14 protein-coding genes are annotated in these 16,754 nt (G+C 68.8%); 7 read left to right on the forward strand and 7 right to left on the reverse strand.

The genetic code is table 11. The features are described 5' to 3' along the window. Positions 1 to 40: 40 nt before the first annotated feature. Both JNK84_RS07885 and zapE read right to left on the reverse strand, forming a co-directional pair. Positions 41 to 1,309: an NRAMP family divalent metal transporter gene (locus JNK84_RS07885; protein ID WP_293422499.1), complete on the reverse strand. Its 1,269-nt coding sequence runs from the start codon at positions 1,307 to 1,309 to the stop codon at positions 41 to 43. A 12-nt stretch (positions 1,310 to 1,321) separates the two neighbouring features. Then, positions 1,322 to 2,497 (reverse strand): cell division protein ZapE, encoded by a 1,176-nt coding sequence (gene zapE, locus JNK84_RS07890; protein ID WP_293422502.1) that lies wholly within the window; start codon positions 2,495 to 2,497, stop codon positions 1,322 to 1,324. Between the two features lie 206 nt (positions 2,498 to 2,703). Between zapE and sdhC the strand changes: the two genes are divergently transcribed. The 5 genes from sdhC (at position 2,704) to JNK84_RS07915 (ending at position 8,239) form a co-directional block, all read left to right on the forward strand. Further along, entirely contained in the window at positions 2,704 to 3,111 is a 408-nt protein-coding gene (gene sdhC / locus JNK84_RS07895) for a succinate dehydrogenase, cytochrome b556 subunit (RefSeq protein WP_293422505.1), read from the forward strand. 12 nt (positions 3,112 to 3,123) lie between these two features. Next, complete coding sequence (sdhD, locus tag JNK84_RS07900; protein ID WP_293422508.1) at positions 3,124 to 3,519, forward strand: succinate dehydrogenase, hydrophobic membrane anchor protein; 396 nt, start codon at positions 3,124 to 3,126, stop codon at positions 3,517 to 3,519. Positions 3,520 to 3,547: 28 nt separating this feature from the next. Then, positions 3,548 to 5,368 (forward strand): succinate dehydrogenase flavoprotein subunit, encoded by a 1,821-nt coding sequence (gene sdhA / locus JNK84_RS07905; protein WP_293422511.1) that lies wholly within the window; start codon positions 3,548 to 3,550, stop codon positions 5,366 to 5,368. Positions 5,369 to 5,685: 317 nt separating this feature from the next. After that, the gene (locus JNK84_RS07910; RefSeq protein ID WP_293422514.1) at positions 5,686 to 7,383 is read left to right on the forward strand and encodes a carbamoyltransferase C-terminal domain-containing protein; all 1,698 of its coding nucleotides are present in this window, start codon (positions 5,686 to 5,688) and stop codon (positions 7,381 to 7,383) included. Between the two features lie 301 nt (positions 7,384 to 7,684). Further along, a complete protein-coding gene (locus tag JNK84_RS07915; RefSeq protein WP_293422517.1) occupies positions 7,685 to 8,239 on the forward strand; it encodes a hypothetical protein in 555 nt (184 codons plus the stop codon). 5 nt (positions 8,240 to 8,244) lie between these two features. Here the strand turns inward: JNK84_RS07915 and JNK84_RS07920 are convergent, their stop codons facing one another. Continuing rightward, positions 8,245 to 9,213, reverse strand: coding sequence for a tyrosine recombinase XerC (locus JNK84_RS07920; RefSeq protein ID WP_293422520.1), 969 nt, complete (start codon positions 9,211 to 9,213; stop codon positions 8,245 to 8,247). A 41-nt stretch (positions 9,214 to 9,254) separates the two neighbouring features. Continuing rightward, a complete protein-coding gene (bfr, locus tag JNK84_RS07925; protein WP_293422523.1) occupies positions 9,255 to 9,746 on the reverse strand; it encodes a bacterioferritin in 492 nt (163 codons plus the stop codon). Positions 9,747 to 10,372: 626 nt separating this feature from the next. On the opposite strand from bfr, the gene JNK84_RS07935 reads away from it, so the two are divergent. Both JNK84_RS07935 and JNK84_RS07940 read left to right on the forward strand, forming a co-directional pair. Then, on the forward strand, positions 10,373 to 12,550 hold the full coding sequence (locus JNK84_RS07935; RefSeq protein WP_293422526.1) for a primosomal protein N': 2,178 nt from the start codon (positions 10,373 to 10,375) through the stop codon (positions 12,548 to 12,550). Between the two features lie 119 nt (positions 12,551 to 12,669). Then, positions 12,670 to 12,942 carry a hypothetical protein gene (locus JNK84_RS07940; RefSeq protein WP_293422529.1) on the forward strand — a complete coding sequence of 91 codons (273 nt, stop codon included), beginning with the start codon at positions 12,670 to 12,672 and terminating at the stop codon, positions 12,940 to 12,942. A 303-nt stretch (positions 12,943 to 13,245) separates the two neighbouring features. On the opposite strand, the gene JNK84_RS07945 is transcribed toward JNK84_RS07940, so the two are convergent. The 3 genes from JNK84_RS07945 to JNK84_RS07955 all read right to left on the reverse strand — a co-directional run bounded on the left by JNK84_RS07945 (position 13,246) and on the right by JNK84_RS07955 (position 16,677). Continuing rightward, positions 13,246 to 15,279, reverse strand: coding sequence for a S8 family peptidase (locus tag JNK84_RS07945; protein ID WP_293422532.1), 2,034 nt, complete (start codon positions 15,277 to 15,279; stop codon positions 13,246 to 13,248). 142 nt (positions 15,280 to 15,421) lie between these two features. After that, positions 15,422 to 16,120: a hypothetical protein gene (locus tag JNK84_RS07950; protein ID WP_293422535.1), complete on the reverse strand. Its 699-nt coding sequence runs from the start codon at positions 16,118 to 16,120 to the stop codon at positions 15,422 to 15,424. Next, a complete protein-coding gene (locus tag JNK84_RS07955; RefSeq protein WP_293422538.1) occupies positions 16,117 to 16,677 on the reverse strand; it encodes a sigma-70 family RNA polymerase sigma factor in 561 nt (186 codons plus the stop codon). The genes JNK84_RS07950 and JNK84_RS07955 overlap by 4 nt, the downstream gene beginning before the upstream one ends. Between the last annotated feature and the right edge of the window lie 77 nt (positions 16,678 to 16,754).

A 16,754-nucleotide genomic window follows, 5' to 3' on the forward strand; every position in this document is an offset into this window, starting at 1 on the left:
ATCGTCTCACGTTCTGCGTGCCGGACTGCAATGGCCGGCGCTACATCAGAAGGAATAGAGCACTCGCGAGCGCCATGACCAGCGTTGCCGTCCAGCCTCCGACGACCAGATGCGGCGGCAGCGCCAGCCGGCCCATGGCGCGCGGGTTGGTGGCGACAAGCATCGTCACGACCATGACCGGGGCGGCGAGCAGGCCGTTCAGAACGGCGCTCCAGTAGAGCGCCTTGATCGGGTCGATGCCGATCAGGTTCAGTCCCATTCCCGCGAAGGTCGCGGCTGCAATGGTCGCGTAGAACCATCGCGCCTCCTTCGGCCTGCGATCGAGCCCTTCATCCCAGCGGAACAACTCGCTCACCGCATAGGCGGCCGACCCCGCCAGGACCGGAACGGCCAGCATGCCGGTCGCGATGATGCCGGCGGCAAAAAGGACGAAGGCGAACGGCCCCGCGATCGGCTTCAGGGCCTCCGCCGCCTGCGCCGCGGTGTCGATCTGCGAGATGCCGTGCGCATGCAGCGTCGCGGCCGTCGCGAAGATGATGCAGAGCGCGATGGCGTTGGATATGCCCATGCCGACGAGCGTGTCGTCCCGGATGCGCCGAAGCTCGGCGCCCGCCTGCCGCGGCGCGAGGCAGAGCGCCTTGATGTGGCGGCGCCGCAATTCCTCGGTTTCCTGCGCGGCCTGCCAGAAGAACAGGTAAGGGCTGATGGTCGTGCCGAGCACCGCCACGAGCGCGAACAGGTGATTGCGGTCGAAGGCGAAGCTCGGGACGAGCGTGCCGCGCAGGGCCGCGCCCCAGTCGACTCCGGCCGTGAAGACAACGGCCACATAGGCGAACAGCGACAACGTCGCCCATTTCAGGTAGCGGGCATAGGCCGCGTAGCTGATGAGGGTTTCGGCCAGCAGGCACACGACACCGAAGGCCACCATGTAGGCAAGCACGGGCCCGCCGATGAGCAGCGCGACCGCGGCGGCCATGGCGCCGAGATCGGCCGCCAGATTGAAGATGTTGGCGACCAGGAGCAGGCAGACGACCCCGGCCAGCACCGGCCGCGGATAGTGCCGCCGCAGGTTGGCCGCGATACCCCTGCCGGTCACGCAGCCGATGCGGGCGCTCACCGCCTGGATCGCCGCCATGAGCGGAAAGGAGAACAGCATGGTCCAGGCGAGCCCGTAGCCGAACTGCGCCCCCATCTGGCTATAGGTCGCGATGCCGCTGGGATCGTCGTCGGCCGCGCCGGTGACGAGGCCGGGGCCCAGTCGCGCGGCCAATCCGGGGGCGAAAGTTTCGGGCACGGTCTCGTTGTCCATGCCCGACGCCCCTCAAGTCTCGACGATGCCGCCGGTATCGGCGGACAGATTCTGGCGGCGGGCATGTGGCAGAGCCAGATAGTCGTCGGAGCGCATTTCGATCAGCCGTGACGCCGTGCGGTGGAACTCGAACTCCTCGGTTCCCGTCTCGGAGAGATAAAGCCGGTGCGGCTCGGCGCCGGCGCTCGCCACGAGCTTGACCTGATTGTCGTAGAGGGCATCGATCAGGATGATGAAGCGCTTGGCCTCGTTGCGCTTGTCGAGCCCCCGCATGACCGGAATGCGATCGATCAGCACCGTGTGATACTGGTGGGCGATGGCGAGGTAGTCCGCGCCGCCAAGCGGCCTCTCGCAGAGGTCGGCGAAGGAAAAGCGCGCGACGCCGTGGGCCTGCAGCGGCACCGCCACCTGCCGGCCCTTGACCGCCAGCCCGGCCGGCTCGCCCGCCGCGCCGCCGGTCAGGCGCTGCCAGGCCGTGTTCATCGCCGCGTCGGCCTCCGGCCCCGCCGGGGTGATCCAGACGGGCTGGCCCGCCAGCTTCTCAAGGCGGAAATCGGTGCGCGATTCGAGCTTCACCACTTCCATGCGCTCCTGCATCAACTTGATGAAGGGCAGGAACAGCGCGCGGTTCAGCCCGTCGCGGTAGAGCAGGTCCGGCACGACGTTGGAGGTTGCGACCACCACGACGCCCTCCTCGAAAAGCCGGCCGAACAGCCGGCCGAGGATCATCGCATCGGCGATGTCGGTGACGGAGAACTCGTCGAAACAGAGCAGCCAGGCTTCCTCGGCGAGGTCGGCGGCCACCGGCGCGATGGGGTCATCGCCCTTGACCTCGCCGGCCTTCAGCTTCTGGCGATAGGCGTGGATGCGCTCGTGGACATCCGCCATGAACTCGTGGAAATGGGCGCGCCGCTTGCGTTTGACCGGGCTCGCCTCGATGAACAGGTCCATCAGCATGGTCTTGCCGCGGCCGACATCGCCCCAGACGTAGAGGCCGCGGACCGGCTGGCGCTTCTCGCCGCGCGAGAACAGCCAGGCAAGGCCGGTCGACTTGCGGCGGGTCAGCCGATAGTCCGCCAGCTCCGCATTCAGCGCGTCGAGCCGCCTTGCGATGGCCAGCTGCGCGGCATCAGCGGAAATCTCGCCGGCATCGACCAGCGACTGGTATCGGTTGAGCACTTCGGCCATGGGAACCAGCCAATAAAGGCCGCTTCCCGCGCCCGCAAGCGGCACAGGGGCGCGCAAGCGCATGCGAAGGCATGCAAATCCGCCTGTGCGTCCCTCCTTTGTCTCATTCCAGACTCGTTGCGTCGCAGCGTCCAGTCCCTTAAACAGACCGGTGATTTCCGGCGGCGCCCGATCGCGCTTCCGCCGCCCGCCCGAGGTTGCCTTCCATGGCCGATTCAAAGCACGTGATCGAACGCCCGCTTTCGCCGCATCTGCAGATCTACCGGCCGATGCTGACGATGATGATGTCCATCGTCCATCGCGTCACGGGAATGGCGCTGTTCTTCGGCACGATCCTGATGCTCTGGTGGCTGATCGCCGCCGCCACCGGCCCGACCGCCTATGCCACCTTCCAGTGGGCCGCCGGCTCGCTCATCGGCCGGCTCGTGCTGTTCGGCTACACCTGGGCGCTGTTCCATCACATGCTCGGCGGCATCCGCCACTTCATCTGGGACACGGGCCGCGGCTTCGGCGTCAACGAGCGCGAATGGCTCGCCCGCGCCACGCTGATCGGTTCCATCGCCCTGACGATCCTGATCTGGATCGTCGCCTATGCCGTCCGCGGCGGCGTCTGAGGAGGTTCAGCCATGTCCGAAGCCAAGAGCTCCATGCGCACCCCGCTCGGCCGCGTCCGCGGTCTCGGCTCCGCCAAGTCCGGCACCGAGCACTTCTGGATGCAGCGGGTCACCGCCGTCGCCAACGTGCCGCTGACCATCTTCGTCGTCGGCCTGATCATCTCGACCGCCGGCTCCAACTATGCCGCCGTCAAGGCGACCCTCGGCTCGCCCGTCGTCGCCATTCCGCTGATCCTGTTCGTGATCTCGGTGACCTGGCACATGCGGCTGGGCATGCAGATCGTCATCGAGGACTACGTGCCGGCCGAAGGCACCAAGATCGTTCTCCTGCTGCTCAACACTTTCTTCTGCGTGACGGTCGGCCTCGGCTCCGTCTTCGCCATCCTGAAGCTTGCCTTCGGCGTCTGAACGCCGACCTTAAGACTGGAGCTCGACCATGGCTCAAGCTGCCGCCCCCTCGACCGCCGGCCGCGCCTATGACGTGACCGACCACACCTATGACGTCGTGATCGTCGGCGCTGGCGGCGCGGGCCTTCGCGCCGTCGTCGGTTGCGCCCAGGCGGGCCTGCGCACCGCCTGCATCTCCAAGGTGTTCCCCACCCGCTCGCACACGGTTGCGGCGCAGGGCGGCGTCGCCGCCTCGCTCGGCAATATGGGCGAGGACCAGTGGCAATGGCACATGTACGACACCGTCAAGGGGTCGGACTGGCTCGGCGACCAGGACGCCATCGAGTATCTGGTGCGCAACGCGCCCGCCGCCGTCTATGAGCTCGAGCACTGGGGCGTGCCCTTCTCGCGCACCGAGTCGGGAAAGATCTACCAGCGCCCGTTCGGCGGCATGACCACCCATTTCGGCAAGGGCACGGCGCAGCGCACCTGCGCCGCCGCCGACCGCACCGGCCACGCCATGCTCCACACGCTCTACGGGCAGGCGCTGAAGAACAATGCCGAGTTCTTCATCGAGTATTTCGCCATCGACCTGATGATGGGCGAGGACGGCCGCTGCCTCGGCGTCGTCGCGCTCAAGATGGACGACGGCACGCTGCACCGCTTCCGCGGCCGCCAGACGATTCTCGCCACCGGCGGCTACGGCCGCGCCTATTTCTCGGCGACCTCGGCCCATACCTGCACCGGCGACGGCAATGCCATGGTGCTGCGCGCCGGCCTGCCGCTGCAGGACATGGAATTCGTGCAGTTCCACCCGACCGGCATCTACGGCTCGGGCTGCCTGATCACGGAAGGCTCGCGCGGCGAAGGCGGCTACCTCACCAATTCCGAGGGCGAGCGCTTCATGGAGCGCTATGCCCCCTCGGCCAAGGACCTCGCCTCGCGCGACGTCGTCTCGCGCTCCATGACCATGGAGATCCGCGAGGGCCGCGGCGTCGGCAAGAACAAGGACCACATCTTCCTGCACCTCGACCATCTCGATCCGAAGATCCTGCACGAGCGCCTGCCGGGCATTTCCGAGAGCGCCAAGATCTTCGCGGGCGTCGATGTGACCAAGGAGCCGATCCCGGTCATCCCGACGGTCCACTACAATATGGGCGGCATCCCCACGAACTATCACGGCGAGGTGCTGACCAAGAAGGACGGCGACCCCGACGCCGTCGTCCCCGGCCTGATGGCCATCGGCGAGGCGGCCTGCGTCTCCGTCCATGGCGCCAACCGCCTCGGCTCGAACTCGCTGATCGACCTCGTGGTGTTCGGCCGCGCGGCCGGCCTGCGCGCCGCCGAAACGGTGACGCCCGGCGAGAAGCATCAGGACCTGCCGAAGGACGCCGCCGAACTCGCCCTTTCGCGCCTCGACTATTTCCGCCACGTCTCCGGCGGCACCTCGACGGCCGAGATCCGCGACCGGATGCAGCGCGTCATGCAGTCGAACTGCGCGGTGTTCCGCACCGGCGAAGTGCTGCAGGAAGGCAAGAAGCTGATCCACGACGTCTGGCAGGGCGCGTCCGATATCGGCGTCACCGACCGCTCGCTGATCTGGAATTCCGACCTGATCGAGACGCTGGAATTCGACAACCTGATCTCGCAGGCCGTCGTGACCATGGACTCGGCCGCGAACCGCGAGGAAAGCCGCGGCGCCCACGCCCGCGAGGACTTCCCGGACCGCAACGACAAGGACTGGATGAAGCACACGCTCGCCTTCGCGGACACCGAGAAGAAGACCGTGACCCTCGACTACCGCCCGGTCCACACCTACACGATGACCAACGAGATCCAGTACATCGAGCCCAAGGCCCGCGTGTACTGAGGCCTCATTGGAGCCCGCGAGCACCATCGACTGGGAAGCTTTCGCCGGTTGGGCGATGACGGCGGCGCTGTTGCTCGCCGTCATCGGCATCGCTTGGTTCGTCCGATGGCGACGCGACCCCAAGGGTTTCGCGGGAACCTGGTGGCGAGGCCCCGCCAGCAGCTCCCAGGCGAGCCACGGAACGGGTGGAAAAGGACCCGGCGGTGGTCGCCCCTGAACCTGTTCCGGGCATGTTGATCCCGCTCTCGGGTTGACGGCGGCCGTCTGAGCCGGCACATGCGCGGCCTCCGGCATTTGCGAAGATCGGAAGGCCGCACTTGATCATTCTCGGCTTCTACCAGTCGCACGACGCCTGCGCGGCCCTCTACGACGACTACCGTTGCATCGCCTCGGTGGCGCTGGAACGCGCGACGCGCATCAAGACCGACGGCTATCGCTTCCCGGCGGAGGCAGTCGCCGAATGCCTCGCGCAGGCGGGGCTCAACGCGGGGGCCATCGAGGCCGTCGCCTATCCACGCATGCGCTATCCGGCGGCGGACGTCCTGCGCTCCGCCCTGCCGTTCGGCGGCCTTCTCCCCGTGCGCAAGGTCGATCCGATCGCGCCGCTGCGTGCCGGCAAGGTGCAAACGCTGGCCGATGTCGTTGATACCGATGCCTTCGCCGCCCGCCATGGCTGGCCGGCTTCCGCCAAGGCCTATTTCTACAATCATCACCGCGCGCATGCGCTTAGCGTCCTCGCGCACATGCCGGCCGACGACGTGCTGCTCTACACGTCCGACGGCGGCGGCGACGACATCTTCTATTCCGCCCGCGTTCTGAAGGACGGCAAGCTCACCGACCTGTTCGGCGGCGAGGCGGACACGCTGGCGCGGCGCGTGCCGCAGCGCCCCGGCGACAGCCTCGGCAAGCTCTATGCCTATGTCACGGAGGCGCTCGGCTTCCGGTCGCTGCGCCACGAGGGCAAGGTTCTCGGCCTCGCCGCCTATGGCAAGCCTGTTCATGCCGATCGGCTGACGGGCCTCTATGCCGTCTCCGACGACGGCCAGATCCATTGCGCGCTGCCGCGCTGGCGCATCCGCATGCTGGTCAACAGCCTCGCGAAGAAGACCTCGCGCGAGGACATGGCGGCGAGCGTCCAGCAGACGCTGGAGACGGTGACGCTGGCGGCGCTGGCGAAGATGCTGGCGCGCCACCCCGTACGCCACCTCGGCCTCTCGGGGGGCGTCTTCGCCAATGTGAAGCTGACCCAGCGCATCGCCGAGCGCTTCGACCTCGACGAGATCTTCGTCTATCCCGCCATGTCGGATCAGGGCGAAGCCGATGGCGGCGTGCTCGAATTCCTGCTGGAGCGCGACGGGCTCGATACGTGGCTCAAGCACCGCGAGCGGCTCGCCACCGTCTATCGCGGCCGCGACTATTCCGCCGATGTCGAAGCGGTCTTCGGCTCCGGTGCGGTGAAGCGCCCGGTTGGGAACGCCGTCGAGGAAGCCGCCGACCTGATCGTCGCGGGCGAGACCGTCGGCACCTATCTCGGCCGCATGGAATACGGGCCGCGCGCCCTCGGTGCCCGCTCGATCATGGCCAGCGCCGTCGACCGCACCATCAACGACTGGCTGAACAAGCGGCTCGACCGCACCGACTTCATGCCCTTCGCGCCCGTGGTGCTCGCCGAACGCGCCAAGGATCTGTTCGATCTGCCGGACGAACTCGCCTACACCGCCAATTTCATGACGGTCACCTGCAACGTGAAGCCGGAATGGCGCGAGCGCATCCCGGCCTGCGTCCATGTCGATGGCACGGCCCGGCCGCAGCTCATCCATCGCGCGCAGAACCCGGTCTATTACGACGTGATCGCCGCCTATGAGCGGCGCACCGGCATCCCCGCCGTGATCAACACCTCGTTCAACGTCCACGAGGAGCCGATCATCAACAAGCCGGAGGAAGCCCTGCGCGCGTTGAGGGAGAAGCGCGTCGACCATCTTCTGTCCGAGACGGCGATCTGGTCGCTTGCCTGAGAGGCAGCCCGAGCAGCGGCCAGACAAAGCCTATACCCATCCGTCATGCCCGGCCTTGTGCCGGGCATCCGCGACTTCATTTCCGAGCGGCGCTGTTCAAGGCGTGGATGGCCGGCATAGCCGGAACCGAAGTCCCGGCGTTCAAGATTGAATGACGGCGGCCAGAGGCCGCCTGTGCCCGGCCATGACGTGGTTGGCCGCATACGCTCCAAGGAGAGCTGAAACAGAGGGCGCCTTCCGCACGCCGTCAACGCGACATATTGGGGCGGTGATATAGGCCGCATCCTGCACGGGAGCCCCGATGCGCCGCCTCGTCCGCCCCTTCATCGTCCTCGCCGCTCTCGTCATCCTGCTGGAGACGTGGATCTGGGAGCGCGTCGGGCCGATCATCGCCCGGCTCGTCGAACTCCTGCCTCTCAAGGCGGTGAAGCAGGCGATTCACGACGGCATCCAGCGCCTGCCGCCCTACGCGACCCTCGCGGTCTTCGCCATTCCCGCCATCCTGCTGTTCCCGTTCAAGCTGGCGGCGCTGGCGCTGATCGCGCGCGGCCACCTGATCCTCGGCGGCGGCGTGTTCTTCCTCGCCAAGGTGGTCGGCGTCGGCAGCGCCGCTTTCCTGTTCGACGCCTGCAAGCCGAAGCTGATGCAGATTCCGCTGTTCGTCTGGGCCTATGAGCACTGGCTGCGCTGGCTCGCCTGGGCGCACGGCCACATCGATCCGATCAAGGAGCGCATCCGCCGCGTCACGCGCATCCTGAGCGGCGGCCGGCCGAACCGCGCGCTGCGCCTGCTGATGCGCTTCCGCCGCTCGCGCCGCGAGCGGATGCGGCCGGCCAGCGCGCCGACCGGCGCCTGATCCCGTCAGGCCCTCGGGTGGGCGCTCTCGTAGACGCGCAGCAGCGCCGCCGTATCGACCTCGGTGTAGATTTGCGTCGTCGACAGCGAGGCGTGGCCAAGCAGTTCCTGGATCGAGCGCAGGTCCCCGCCCCGCCCGAGCAGATGCGTCGCGAAGGAATGGCGCAGCGCGTGCGGCGTCGCCGTTTCGGGCAGGCCGAGCGCGCCGCGCAGCCGCTGCATGGCAAGCTGGATGATGCGCGGCGATAGCGGCCCGCCCTTGACGCCAACGAAGAGCGGATCATCCGCCCCGAGCGCGAAGGGGCAGAGGCGGCGATAGTCCGCGATGGCGTCCGCGACCTTCGCGATGACCGGCACCTGCCGGACCTTCGCGCCCTTTCCCAGCACGGTGACCTGCCCCGGCTGCCCGGCGAGCGGCGCGTCCTTCTGACGAAGGCCCAAAGCCTCGGAAATGCGCAGGCCCGAGCCGTAGAGCAGGGCCAGCACGGCGGCGTCGCGCGCGATGACCCAGGGCTCGGCATCCTCATGCTCGCGCGTGCCGGCCGAGGCCACGCGCCGCGCGGCGGCAACGTTCAGCGGACGAGGCAGGCGGCGCGCCGTCTTCGGCGTGCGGACGGCGGAAAAGGCGGCCATGCGGCCCTCGCCCTCCCGCTCCAGAAAGCGTGTGAAGGAGCGTACCGCCGCCAGCGCCCGGCCAATGGAGCGGGCGTCCAGCCCGTCCGCTCGGCGCTTCGCCATGAAGGCGCGCACGTCGCGCGGCGCGGCCTCGCCCATCGCCCTGAGCGAAACGGCGTCGCCGTTATGTCCGGACAGGAAGCCGAGGAAGACGCGGACGTCGCGGCCATAGGCTTCGAGCGTCTTGGGAGAGAGCCGCCGCTCGGCGCCGAGGTGCAGCAGCCAGCGGCCCATCGCCGTCACCGTGTCGGGAGCGGCGCCGGGAACGAGCGCGTCGGCGGGAAGGTCGAAAGCGGCCATGGCATCACCCTGCCATGGCCCGGTTCACATGGCGTGAACGGTCAGTCGGCTCCACCCTTGCCGAGATCGCCCATGTGCTTCTGGATGTAGAGCTGCTCGCCGATGGTCTTGATCACCTCAAGCTGCGTCTCGAGGAAGTCGATATGGCCTTCCTCATCGCTCATCAGCTCGATGAACAGGTCGCGCGAGGGATAGTCCTTCACCGTCTCGCAATAGGAGGCGGCCTCCTGATAGAGCTTGCGCGCGCCGATCTCGGCCTTCAGATCGCAGCCGATGATCTCCTTCACCGTCTGGCCGATCTCCAGCGGATCGAGCACCTGCAGGTTCGGGTGGCCTTCCAGGAACAGGATGCGGTCGATGAACTTGTCGGCGTGGACCATCTCCTCGATGGATTCCTTGCGCCAGTATTTCGCGAGGTCGTTGAACCCCCAATTGTCCAGCATGCGATAGTGCAGCCAGTACTGGCTGACGGCGGTGAGTTCGCTCCTGAGGCCCTTGTTGAGATAGTCGATGACCTTCTTGTCGCCCTTCATGGTCGCCTCCGCTGGCAATTCCGCTCGGGTCCTGCGACCCGGCGCCAGTTTAAAATCATTCTAGATATTGAAGCAAGCGAGTTCGGCCGACCGTCACGGCGCGGCAGGGCATAGCGGACAGACTGTCGGATGGTTGTCCCGCCTATTCGGCGGCGACGAGGTGCTCCGCCTCATGGTGCGCGCAGGCGCTCATCGGGCAGGTGTTGCAGGCGGAATCGGCGCCAGCCTCGCGCATGATGGCTCGAATGGTGCGCGCGCAGCGGCCGCAATCGGGGCTGCAGCCGAGACAGGCATAGACCTCGCCCACCACTTTCGGACATTCCGGACCGTCACCGAGACAGGCCCGGATGTCATGGTCACTCAGCACATTGCAATGGCAAACGATCACTGCGGGTCCTCGGAGCGGCGCAACAGGGCTGATCGCCTTTGTTGACCGCATCTGTCAGCTTTCTAATTCGGGTCCCGAGCAAATTCAATCAAGAGCCCGCACATTAGAGCCGTTGTAGAAAAAGCCGCAAACCTCCGCGCCGCCATTCCAAATGTCGCTGGCCGGGATTCCGCTCACGTGATCTTTGATCTGCATCATCGCCATTCCCTTGGCGCGCGCCGCGCGCTAGGCCATCGGCATGAGCCCTCCCCGCTACGCCGACGTGCTGATTCCGGTCGCCGTCGACCGGCCCTACAGCTACCGGATCCCCGACGGGATGGAGCTGGCGCCGGGCGACGTCGTGGCCGTGCCGCTCGGCCCCCGCACGACGCTCGGAGCCGTCTGGGCGCTGCGCGACCAGCCGGGTGGCGTCTCGCACAATCGCCTGAAGGACATCGCCTACCGCTATGACAGTGCGGCCGTGCCCCATGCCGTGCGCCAGCTCTGCGACTGGATCGCCGACTACACGCTGGCCCAGCGCGGCATGGTGCTGCGCATGGCGCTGCGCCATCCCGACGACCTCGCTCCCCCGAAACCGCGCGTCGGGGTCCGGATTACCGAGGTGCCGCCGGGGCGGATGACTCCGGCGCGGAAAAAGGTGCTGGCCGCGCTGGCCGACGGGCTGGCGCGCGCGAAGGGCGAGGCCGCGCGCGAGGCCGGCGTTTCGGGGGGCGTCATCGACGGGCTCGTCGACGAAGGCGCGCTGGAGACCGTGCTGTTGCCGGCGGAAGCCGTCGCCGAGCCGCTCGATGCCGACTACGCGACGACCGTGCTTAACGCGGCGCAACAGGCTGCCGCCCGGCACCTGCGCGATGCGGTCGCGGCCCGGACCTTCAGCGTCGCCCTGCTCGACGGCGTCACCGGCTCCGGCAAGACGGAGGTCTATCTGGAGGCGGTCGCCGAGGCGCTGCGGCAGGGCCGGCAGTCGCTGATCCTCGTTCCCGAGATTGCGCTGACCACGCAGTTCCTCGACCGTTTCGCCGAGCGCTTCGGCCACCGGCCCGCCGCCTGGCATTCCGGGGTCGGCGCGACGCGGCGTGGCCGGGTCTGGACTGGCGTCGCCGCAGGCGAGGTGCCGGTGGTGATCGGGGCGCGCTCGGCGCTGTTTCTGCCCTTCGCGGACCTTGGCCTGGTGATCGTCGACGAGGAGCACGAGGGCGCCTACAAGCAGGATGACGGCGTTCACTATCATGCGCGGGACATGGCGGTCGTGCGCGCGCGCCTGCACGACATCCCCGTCGTCCTCGCCTCGGCGACGCCCTCGGTGGAAAGCCGCGTCAATGCCGACAAGGGCCGCTACGCCCGGCTCGTCCTGCCCGAGCGCTTCGGCGGGCGCGAGATGCCGACAATCGCCACCGTCGATCTCAAGACCGCCGGCCCGGCGCGCGGGCGCTGGATCGCCCCGGCGCTTGAAGCCGCGATCCGGGAGACAAGGCAAGCCGGCGAGCAGTCGTTGCTGTTCCTCAACCGGCGGGGCTATGCGCCGCTGACGCTCTGCCGCGCCTGCGGCGAGCGCGTGCAGTGCCCGAATTGCTCGGCCTGGCTGGTCGACCATCGCTTCCGCCGCCGGCTCGTCTGCCACCATTGCGGCTTCAACATGCCGCCGCCGGACCATTGCCCGAAATGCGAGGCGGTCGACAGTTTCGTCGCCTGCGGGCCGGGCGTCGAACGGCTCGCGGAGGAATGCGCGACGCTGTTCCCGGATTCGCGGCTGCTGGTGCTGTCCTCCGACATGGCCGGCGGCATCGAGCGCATCCGGCAGGAGATCGAGGCTGTGGCGCGCGGCGAGGCCGATATCGTCATCGGCACCCAGCTCGTCGCCAAGGGGCACAATTTCCCGCATCTCGCACTGGTCGGCGTCATCGATGCGGACCTCGGACTGTCGAACAGCGATCCGCGCGCGGGCGAACGCACCTTCCAGCTGCTCCAGCAGGTGGTCGGTCGCGCGGGCCGGGCCAAGGATGGTTCGCGCGCGCTGATCCAGACGCACCAGCCGGACCATCCGATCATCCGCGCCATCGTGCGCGGCGACCGCGAGGGCTTCTACGCGGCCGAGATCGCCATGCGCGAGGAGGCGCGCCTGCCGCCCTTCGGCCGGCTCGCGGCGCTGGTGGTTTCGGCGGAGGCGCAGGCGGACGCCTTTGCCTATGCGCGCGCGCTTGTCCGCTCCGCTCCGCCGAGCAGCGATGTCCAGGTGCTCGGACCCGCCGAGGCGCCGCTGGCGCTGGTTCGCGGCCGGCATCGCGTCAGGCTGCTGGCGCGCTCCGCGCGGGCCTTCGACCTGTCGGGCTGGATGCGCGGCTGGCTGTCGCGGGTCGAGGCGCCGCGCGGCAATGTCCGGCTTGAAATCGACGTCGATCCGCAGAGCTTCCTTTAACCAAAGCGCACGCACGGCGAGATTGCGACGGGCCCCGTTGAACCGAACCGAGGGTTGCCGCGACCCATGGTCATCGCCGGGGCAATGAGCCTGCGGCACTCACGACGAGGACCCAGACCATGACCAGCTTCCGCAAGTTCGCGCTCACCGGCGCTCTCGCTCTCGCCCTCGGCTCGGCCTTCACCGGCCTCGCCAACGCCCAGGCCGCCGGCGGCGGCGGTGGTGGCGGCGGTGGTGGTGCCAGCGACATCGCCGCCACCATCGAAGCGCCGGTCACCCACGCGACGGTTCCGGGCGGCCCGAGCCGCGGCGGCAGCGCCCCGCAGGCCCGCGAAATGACCTGCGGCTACGAGCTGTTCCGCGGCCGCTACTGCGAACCGACCCGTCGCTGATCCAGCGATCTGCAAGACGGATCTGCAAGACGGACCTGCAAGACGATCGAGGGCGGTGGGGAAACCCGCCGCCCTTTTCGTTTGTAGTGGCCGTTGCGGCGGAGCCCGGCACTCCCCATCCGCTGGCGATGGACTGACGGACGGGCTTCATGGGCTGGTGCGGCTGACAACGGCAATCCGCGCCCGGCGTGGCGGGAGCTGCCGGCGGATGGCCCATGCGGAACAGCTTCCTCCGGGGTCTGCCGGTCAGGGCACAGCCTGGGCGCCCGTCGTGCTCCGGCTGCCGGGGATCAGTCCCAGGGATCAGTCCTTGGCTTCGATCTTGCCGGGCTCCACCGGCGGCGGCACCACTGCCTGCGGCGACGTCGCCGTCGGCGGCACGGTCGCCTGACGCGGTCCCTGCTGCGGAACCTGAGCCGTATCCGTTCCGGCGGCAGCCGGCGCCTGCGCCGTGTCGGGAGCCGGCACGGCGGGTGGAGCGGCAACCATCGGCGTGGCGGGCGCTGCCTGCGGCACGGCTGCGTTCAGCGCCGGAACCGGATCGGCCAGACCCGCGCCGAGCTGCGGATTCGGCGTCGCGCCGTGTCGCGCGGTCTGCTGGAGGATCTCGCGCACCTGCGTCGGATCGAGATCCGGCTGGCGCTCCAGTAGCAGCGCGGCGATGCCGCTGACATGGGCCGCGGCGACCGAGGTTCCCGACGAGATCTGATAGCCGCCGCGCGGCGCGGGCAGCAGAATCTCGACGCCCGGCGCCGCCACCGAGACGTGGTTGCCGCGCGAGGCGGCGTCGAACAAGCGGCCCTGCTGATCGGTCGCCGTCACGGCGATGACATTGGGGTCGGCGGCCGGGAAGGAGACGGGGGCGGTCGCGCCTTCGTTGCCCATGGCCGCGATCAGCACCACGCGCTTGCCGGCGGCGTTCTGGATGGCGCGGGTCATCATCGGGTCGCGCGGGCCGGCGAAGCTCATGTTGATCACGCGCGCGCCCTCGCGCACGGACCAGTCCATGGCTCCGAGGATGTGGTAGCTGGTGCCCTGCGCACCGGCGGCCTGGCCGGGCGCGAAGGCCCGCGCCGCGAGGATGTTGGCGCGCGGCGAGATGCCGGTGAGCTGGGCGTGGGCGACGATGGCGCCGGCCATGCCGGTGCCGTGCTCATGCGGCTGGAACGCGCCGCCGACCGCATCGAAGCTCTTGGCGACGCGGCCCGCCATCTCGGGATGGGTCGCCTCGATGCCGGAATCGATCACCGCGATCGGCACCTGCTCGCCGCGCGACAGGAGGTGCGCTTCAGGCAGGCGCAGCGCCTCGACGACATATTGCAGGGCGGCCGCGCCGCTGCGCGTCGTGGAGGCGCTCTGCAGCCGGAACACGTAGTTCGGCCGCTCGAAAATGTAGTTCGGCTGGACATAGGCGACGCCGGTGGCGCGCGTCATGGCGCGGATCGCCGCCGGCACCGTCATGCGGTTGGGCACGCGATAGCGATGGACGACGGTGCCGACCAGTTCCGACTGCTGCTCGGCGATCAGCGTCAGGTTGTAGCGGCGCACCACGTTGCGCATGGCGGCGGGCGGCGCGTCGGCGCGCATGACGAAGAGCACCTCATCCGGCACGTAGCGGCGCTCGCTCGACGGCGGCATGCCTGGCACGTCCTGGGCATTGGCCGACCGTGCGGCGGAGATCAGCGCCGGGGCCGCCATGGCGGGGCCGACGAAGCGCGGGCCGGGGCCGCCGGGCCCGATGGGCGGCGGACCACCGGGCGGCAGACGCCCGCCGCCACCCGGCGGCACGACCACGACCGGAGGCACGAAGGGCGGAATGACGACGACCGGCGGACGGCCGGGATAGCCCGGACGGCCGGGGCGCGGGGGGCGCCCATCGGAGCCTCCGGCGGAATCGTTCGGGCGACCGGGACGGCCGGCGCCGGGTGGGCGGTTGCCCGGCGGGCGCGACACCATGCCGTCGCCGCGGGAACCCGGCCGACCGATGGAGCCGGGACGACCGTTTCCGCGGATCGGACCATCGGTGAAGCGGCGGGGACCACGGCCAGGATAGGCCTCGAGACGCGGGCCGCGCTGGCCGCGCATGCCGCCGAAGCGGTTCGGATCGACCATGCGGCCACCGGGCGCGACCATGCCGGGGCCGCGCATCGACGGCACCCGCCCCATGGACGGGGCGCGGTTGGGCACGCCCATGCGCGGCCGCGCGCCACGGAAACCGCCACCGCCGCCGACGCCGAAGCCGCCGATGGAAATACCGAACTGGGCCTGTGCCGGGCGCGCGTCGACGAGAGTGAGGAAGGTGGAGCCGGCCAGCAACGCGAGGAAGCCGGCAATCACGCCGGTCCTTCCGGACGGGAGCAACGGACGATCGGATGTCTGATCCGTCATGGCCGCACCTCACGAGAAACGAAAGCCGTGCCGAGCTTAGGCCGCGAATATTTCTGTTTGACTGCGCAACGCCCCCTGCGGGCGCGATGCGTCAGGAGGCCGGGCCGACGAAGCGCACGATGGCCGGCTGGCCACGCAGCGTCTGGATGACCCGGTCGAGATCCGCCTGGCTCATGCCGGCATCGCCGACGCGCACCCGGTAGAAACCGCCCGGCCGCGGGCCTTCGATGATCGTGCCGCGCACCTGCTCCAGAAGCCGGGTCATGTCGCCGGTATTGGCATCGGCGTTGAAGCCGATCAGCACGAAGGTACCGGCGGCGCGCGCGCCGGCTCCCGAGGGGCCGTGCGAGGCGGTCTGGAACTGGGCGGGGCCGCCGATGAAGCCGGAGCCGATGACGCCGGCCTGCACGACGAGCGCGAGAGCGGCGGCGCCGGCGGCATAGGCCAGCGTGCGGGGGGCGAGCATGGACAGCTTCTCGCCGAGCCAGTCGGCGAAGGAGGCTTTGGCGCGGGCCGCGACATGGGCGAGCTTGGCGGGTTCCGCCTCGACGCGCTTCATCAGGTCGTCGAGGACGCGCGCGGAGGGGCGGGGCGAGGCTTCGGCCAGCGCGAAGGCGGCGTCCTGGTCCTCGCGGACGATCTCCAGCTCGTCGCGCAGGGTCGCGTCGGCGGCCATCGCCGCCTCGACGCGCGCGGTGTCGGCCGGCGAGAGCGTGCCGGCGGCGTACCAGGGGAGCAGCTCGGAAATGGCCCGGCGCTCGGCATTGTCGATTTCACTGCGCGTCGTCATGGCCAACCTCGGTCGACTCCGGCGCTCTGCATGAGCTCCTGGAGCCTCTTGCGCGCATAGAACATGCGCGTCTTGACGGTGTTTTCCGGGATCTGGACGATCTCGGCCACTTCGGAGATCGATTTCTCCTGATAGTAGACGAGATCGACAATCTCCCGGTGCTCGGGCGAAAGCTGGTCAATGCAGCGGCGGATCGCATGTGCCTTGTCCACTTTCTGAGCCACCACCTCGGGTGTGTCCGCGTCGTCCGCGATCGCGCCGGCCTTTTCCTCGTCCAGTTCCGCTTCCGTCGTCTTCCTCAGCGAGGACAACGCCTTGAACCGGGCCATTCCGAGGATCCAGGTCGAGACGCTCGATCGCCCCTCGAACCTGTCGGCCTGACGCCACACGTCCAGGAAGACTTCGCCGATCAGGTCTTCAGCCTGCCCTTCGTCCTTGATGAACCGGAGTATGAACCGGAACACGCGAACATTATGACGGGCATAGAGGGTCCTGAAGGCGAGACGATCGCCCTTGGCAACCCGGAGGATGAGATCCTGGTCGCTGTCAGACTGCATCGTCACTCCCGAGCCGGTGGGCTCGCAGCATCAGTCGCGGCAACCGGCGAAAAGGTTCAAAGGCCATCGTCAGGTGT

This window comes from Phreatobacter sp. (assembly GCF_016793595.1).
Classification (GTDB): domain Bacteria; phylum Pseudomonadota; class Alphaproteobacteria; order Rhizobiales; family Phreatobacteraceae; genus Phreatobacter.

Bases quoted from the DNA above. Each gene is read 5' to 3' on its own strand.
- JNK84_RS07915 (WP_293422517.1), top strand. From the start codon at position 7,685: ATGCGCCGCCTCGTCCGCCCCTTCATCGTCCTCGCCGCTCTCGTCATC.
- JNK84_RS07935 (WP_293422526.1), top strand. From the start codon at position 10,373: ATGAGCCCTCCCCGCTACGCCGACGTGCTGATTCCGGTCGCCGTCGAC.
- JNK84_RS07950 (WP_293422535.1), bottom strand. From the start codon at position 16,120: ATGACGACGCGCAGTGAAATCGACAATGCCGAGCGCCGGGCCATTTCC.
- JNK84_RS07940 (WP_293422529.1), top strand. From the start codon at position 12,670: ATGACCAGCTTCCGCAAGTTCGCGCTCACCGGCGCTCTCGCTCTCGCC.
- JNK84_RS07955 (WP_293422538.1), bottom strand. From the start codon at position 16,677: ATGCAGTCTGACAGCGACCAGGATCTCATCCTCCGGGTTGCCAAGGGC.
- JNK84_RS07885 (WP_293422499.1), bottom strand. From the start codon at position 1,309: ATGGACAACGAGACCGTGCCCGAAACTTTCGCCCCCGGATTGGCCGCG.
- sdhC (WP_293422505.1), top strand. From the start codon at position 2,704: ATGGCCGATTCAAAGCACGTGATCGAACGCCCGCTTTCGCCGCATCTG.
- sdhA (WP_293422511.1), top strand. From the start codon at position 3,548: ATGGCTCAAGCTGCCGCCCCCTCGACCGCCGGCCGCGCCTATGACGTG.
- zapE (WP_293422502.1), bottom strand. From the start codon at position 2,497: ATGGCCGAAGTGCTCAACCGATACCAGTCGCTGGTCGATGCCGGCGAG.
- bfr (WP_293422523.1), bottom strand. From the start codon at position 9,746: ATGAAGGGCGACAAGAAGGTCATCGACTATCTCAACAAGGGCCTCAGG.
- sdhD (WP_293422508.1), top strand. From the start codon at position 3,124: ATGTCCGAAGCCAAGAGCTCCATGCGCACCCCGCTCGGCCGCGTCCGC.
- JNK84_RS07920 (WP_293422520.1), bottom strand. From the start codon at position 9,213: ATGGCCGCTTTCGACCTTCCCGCCGACGCGCTCGTTCCCGGCGCCGCT.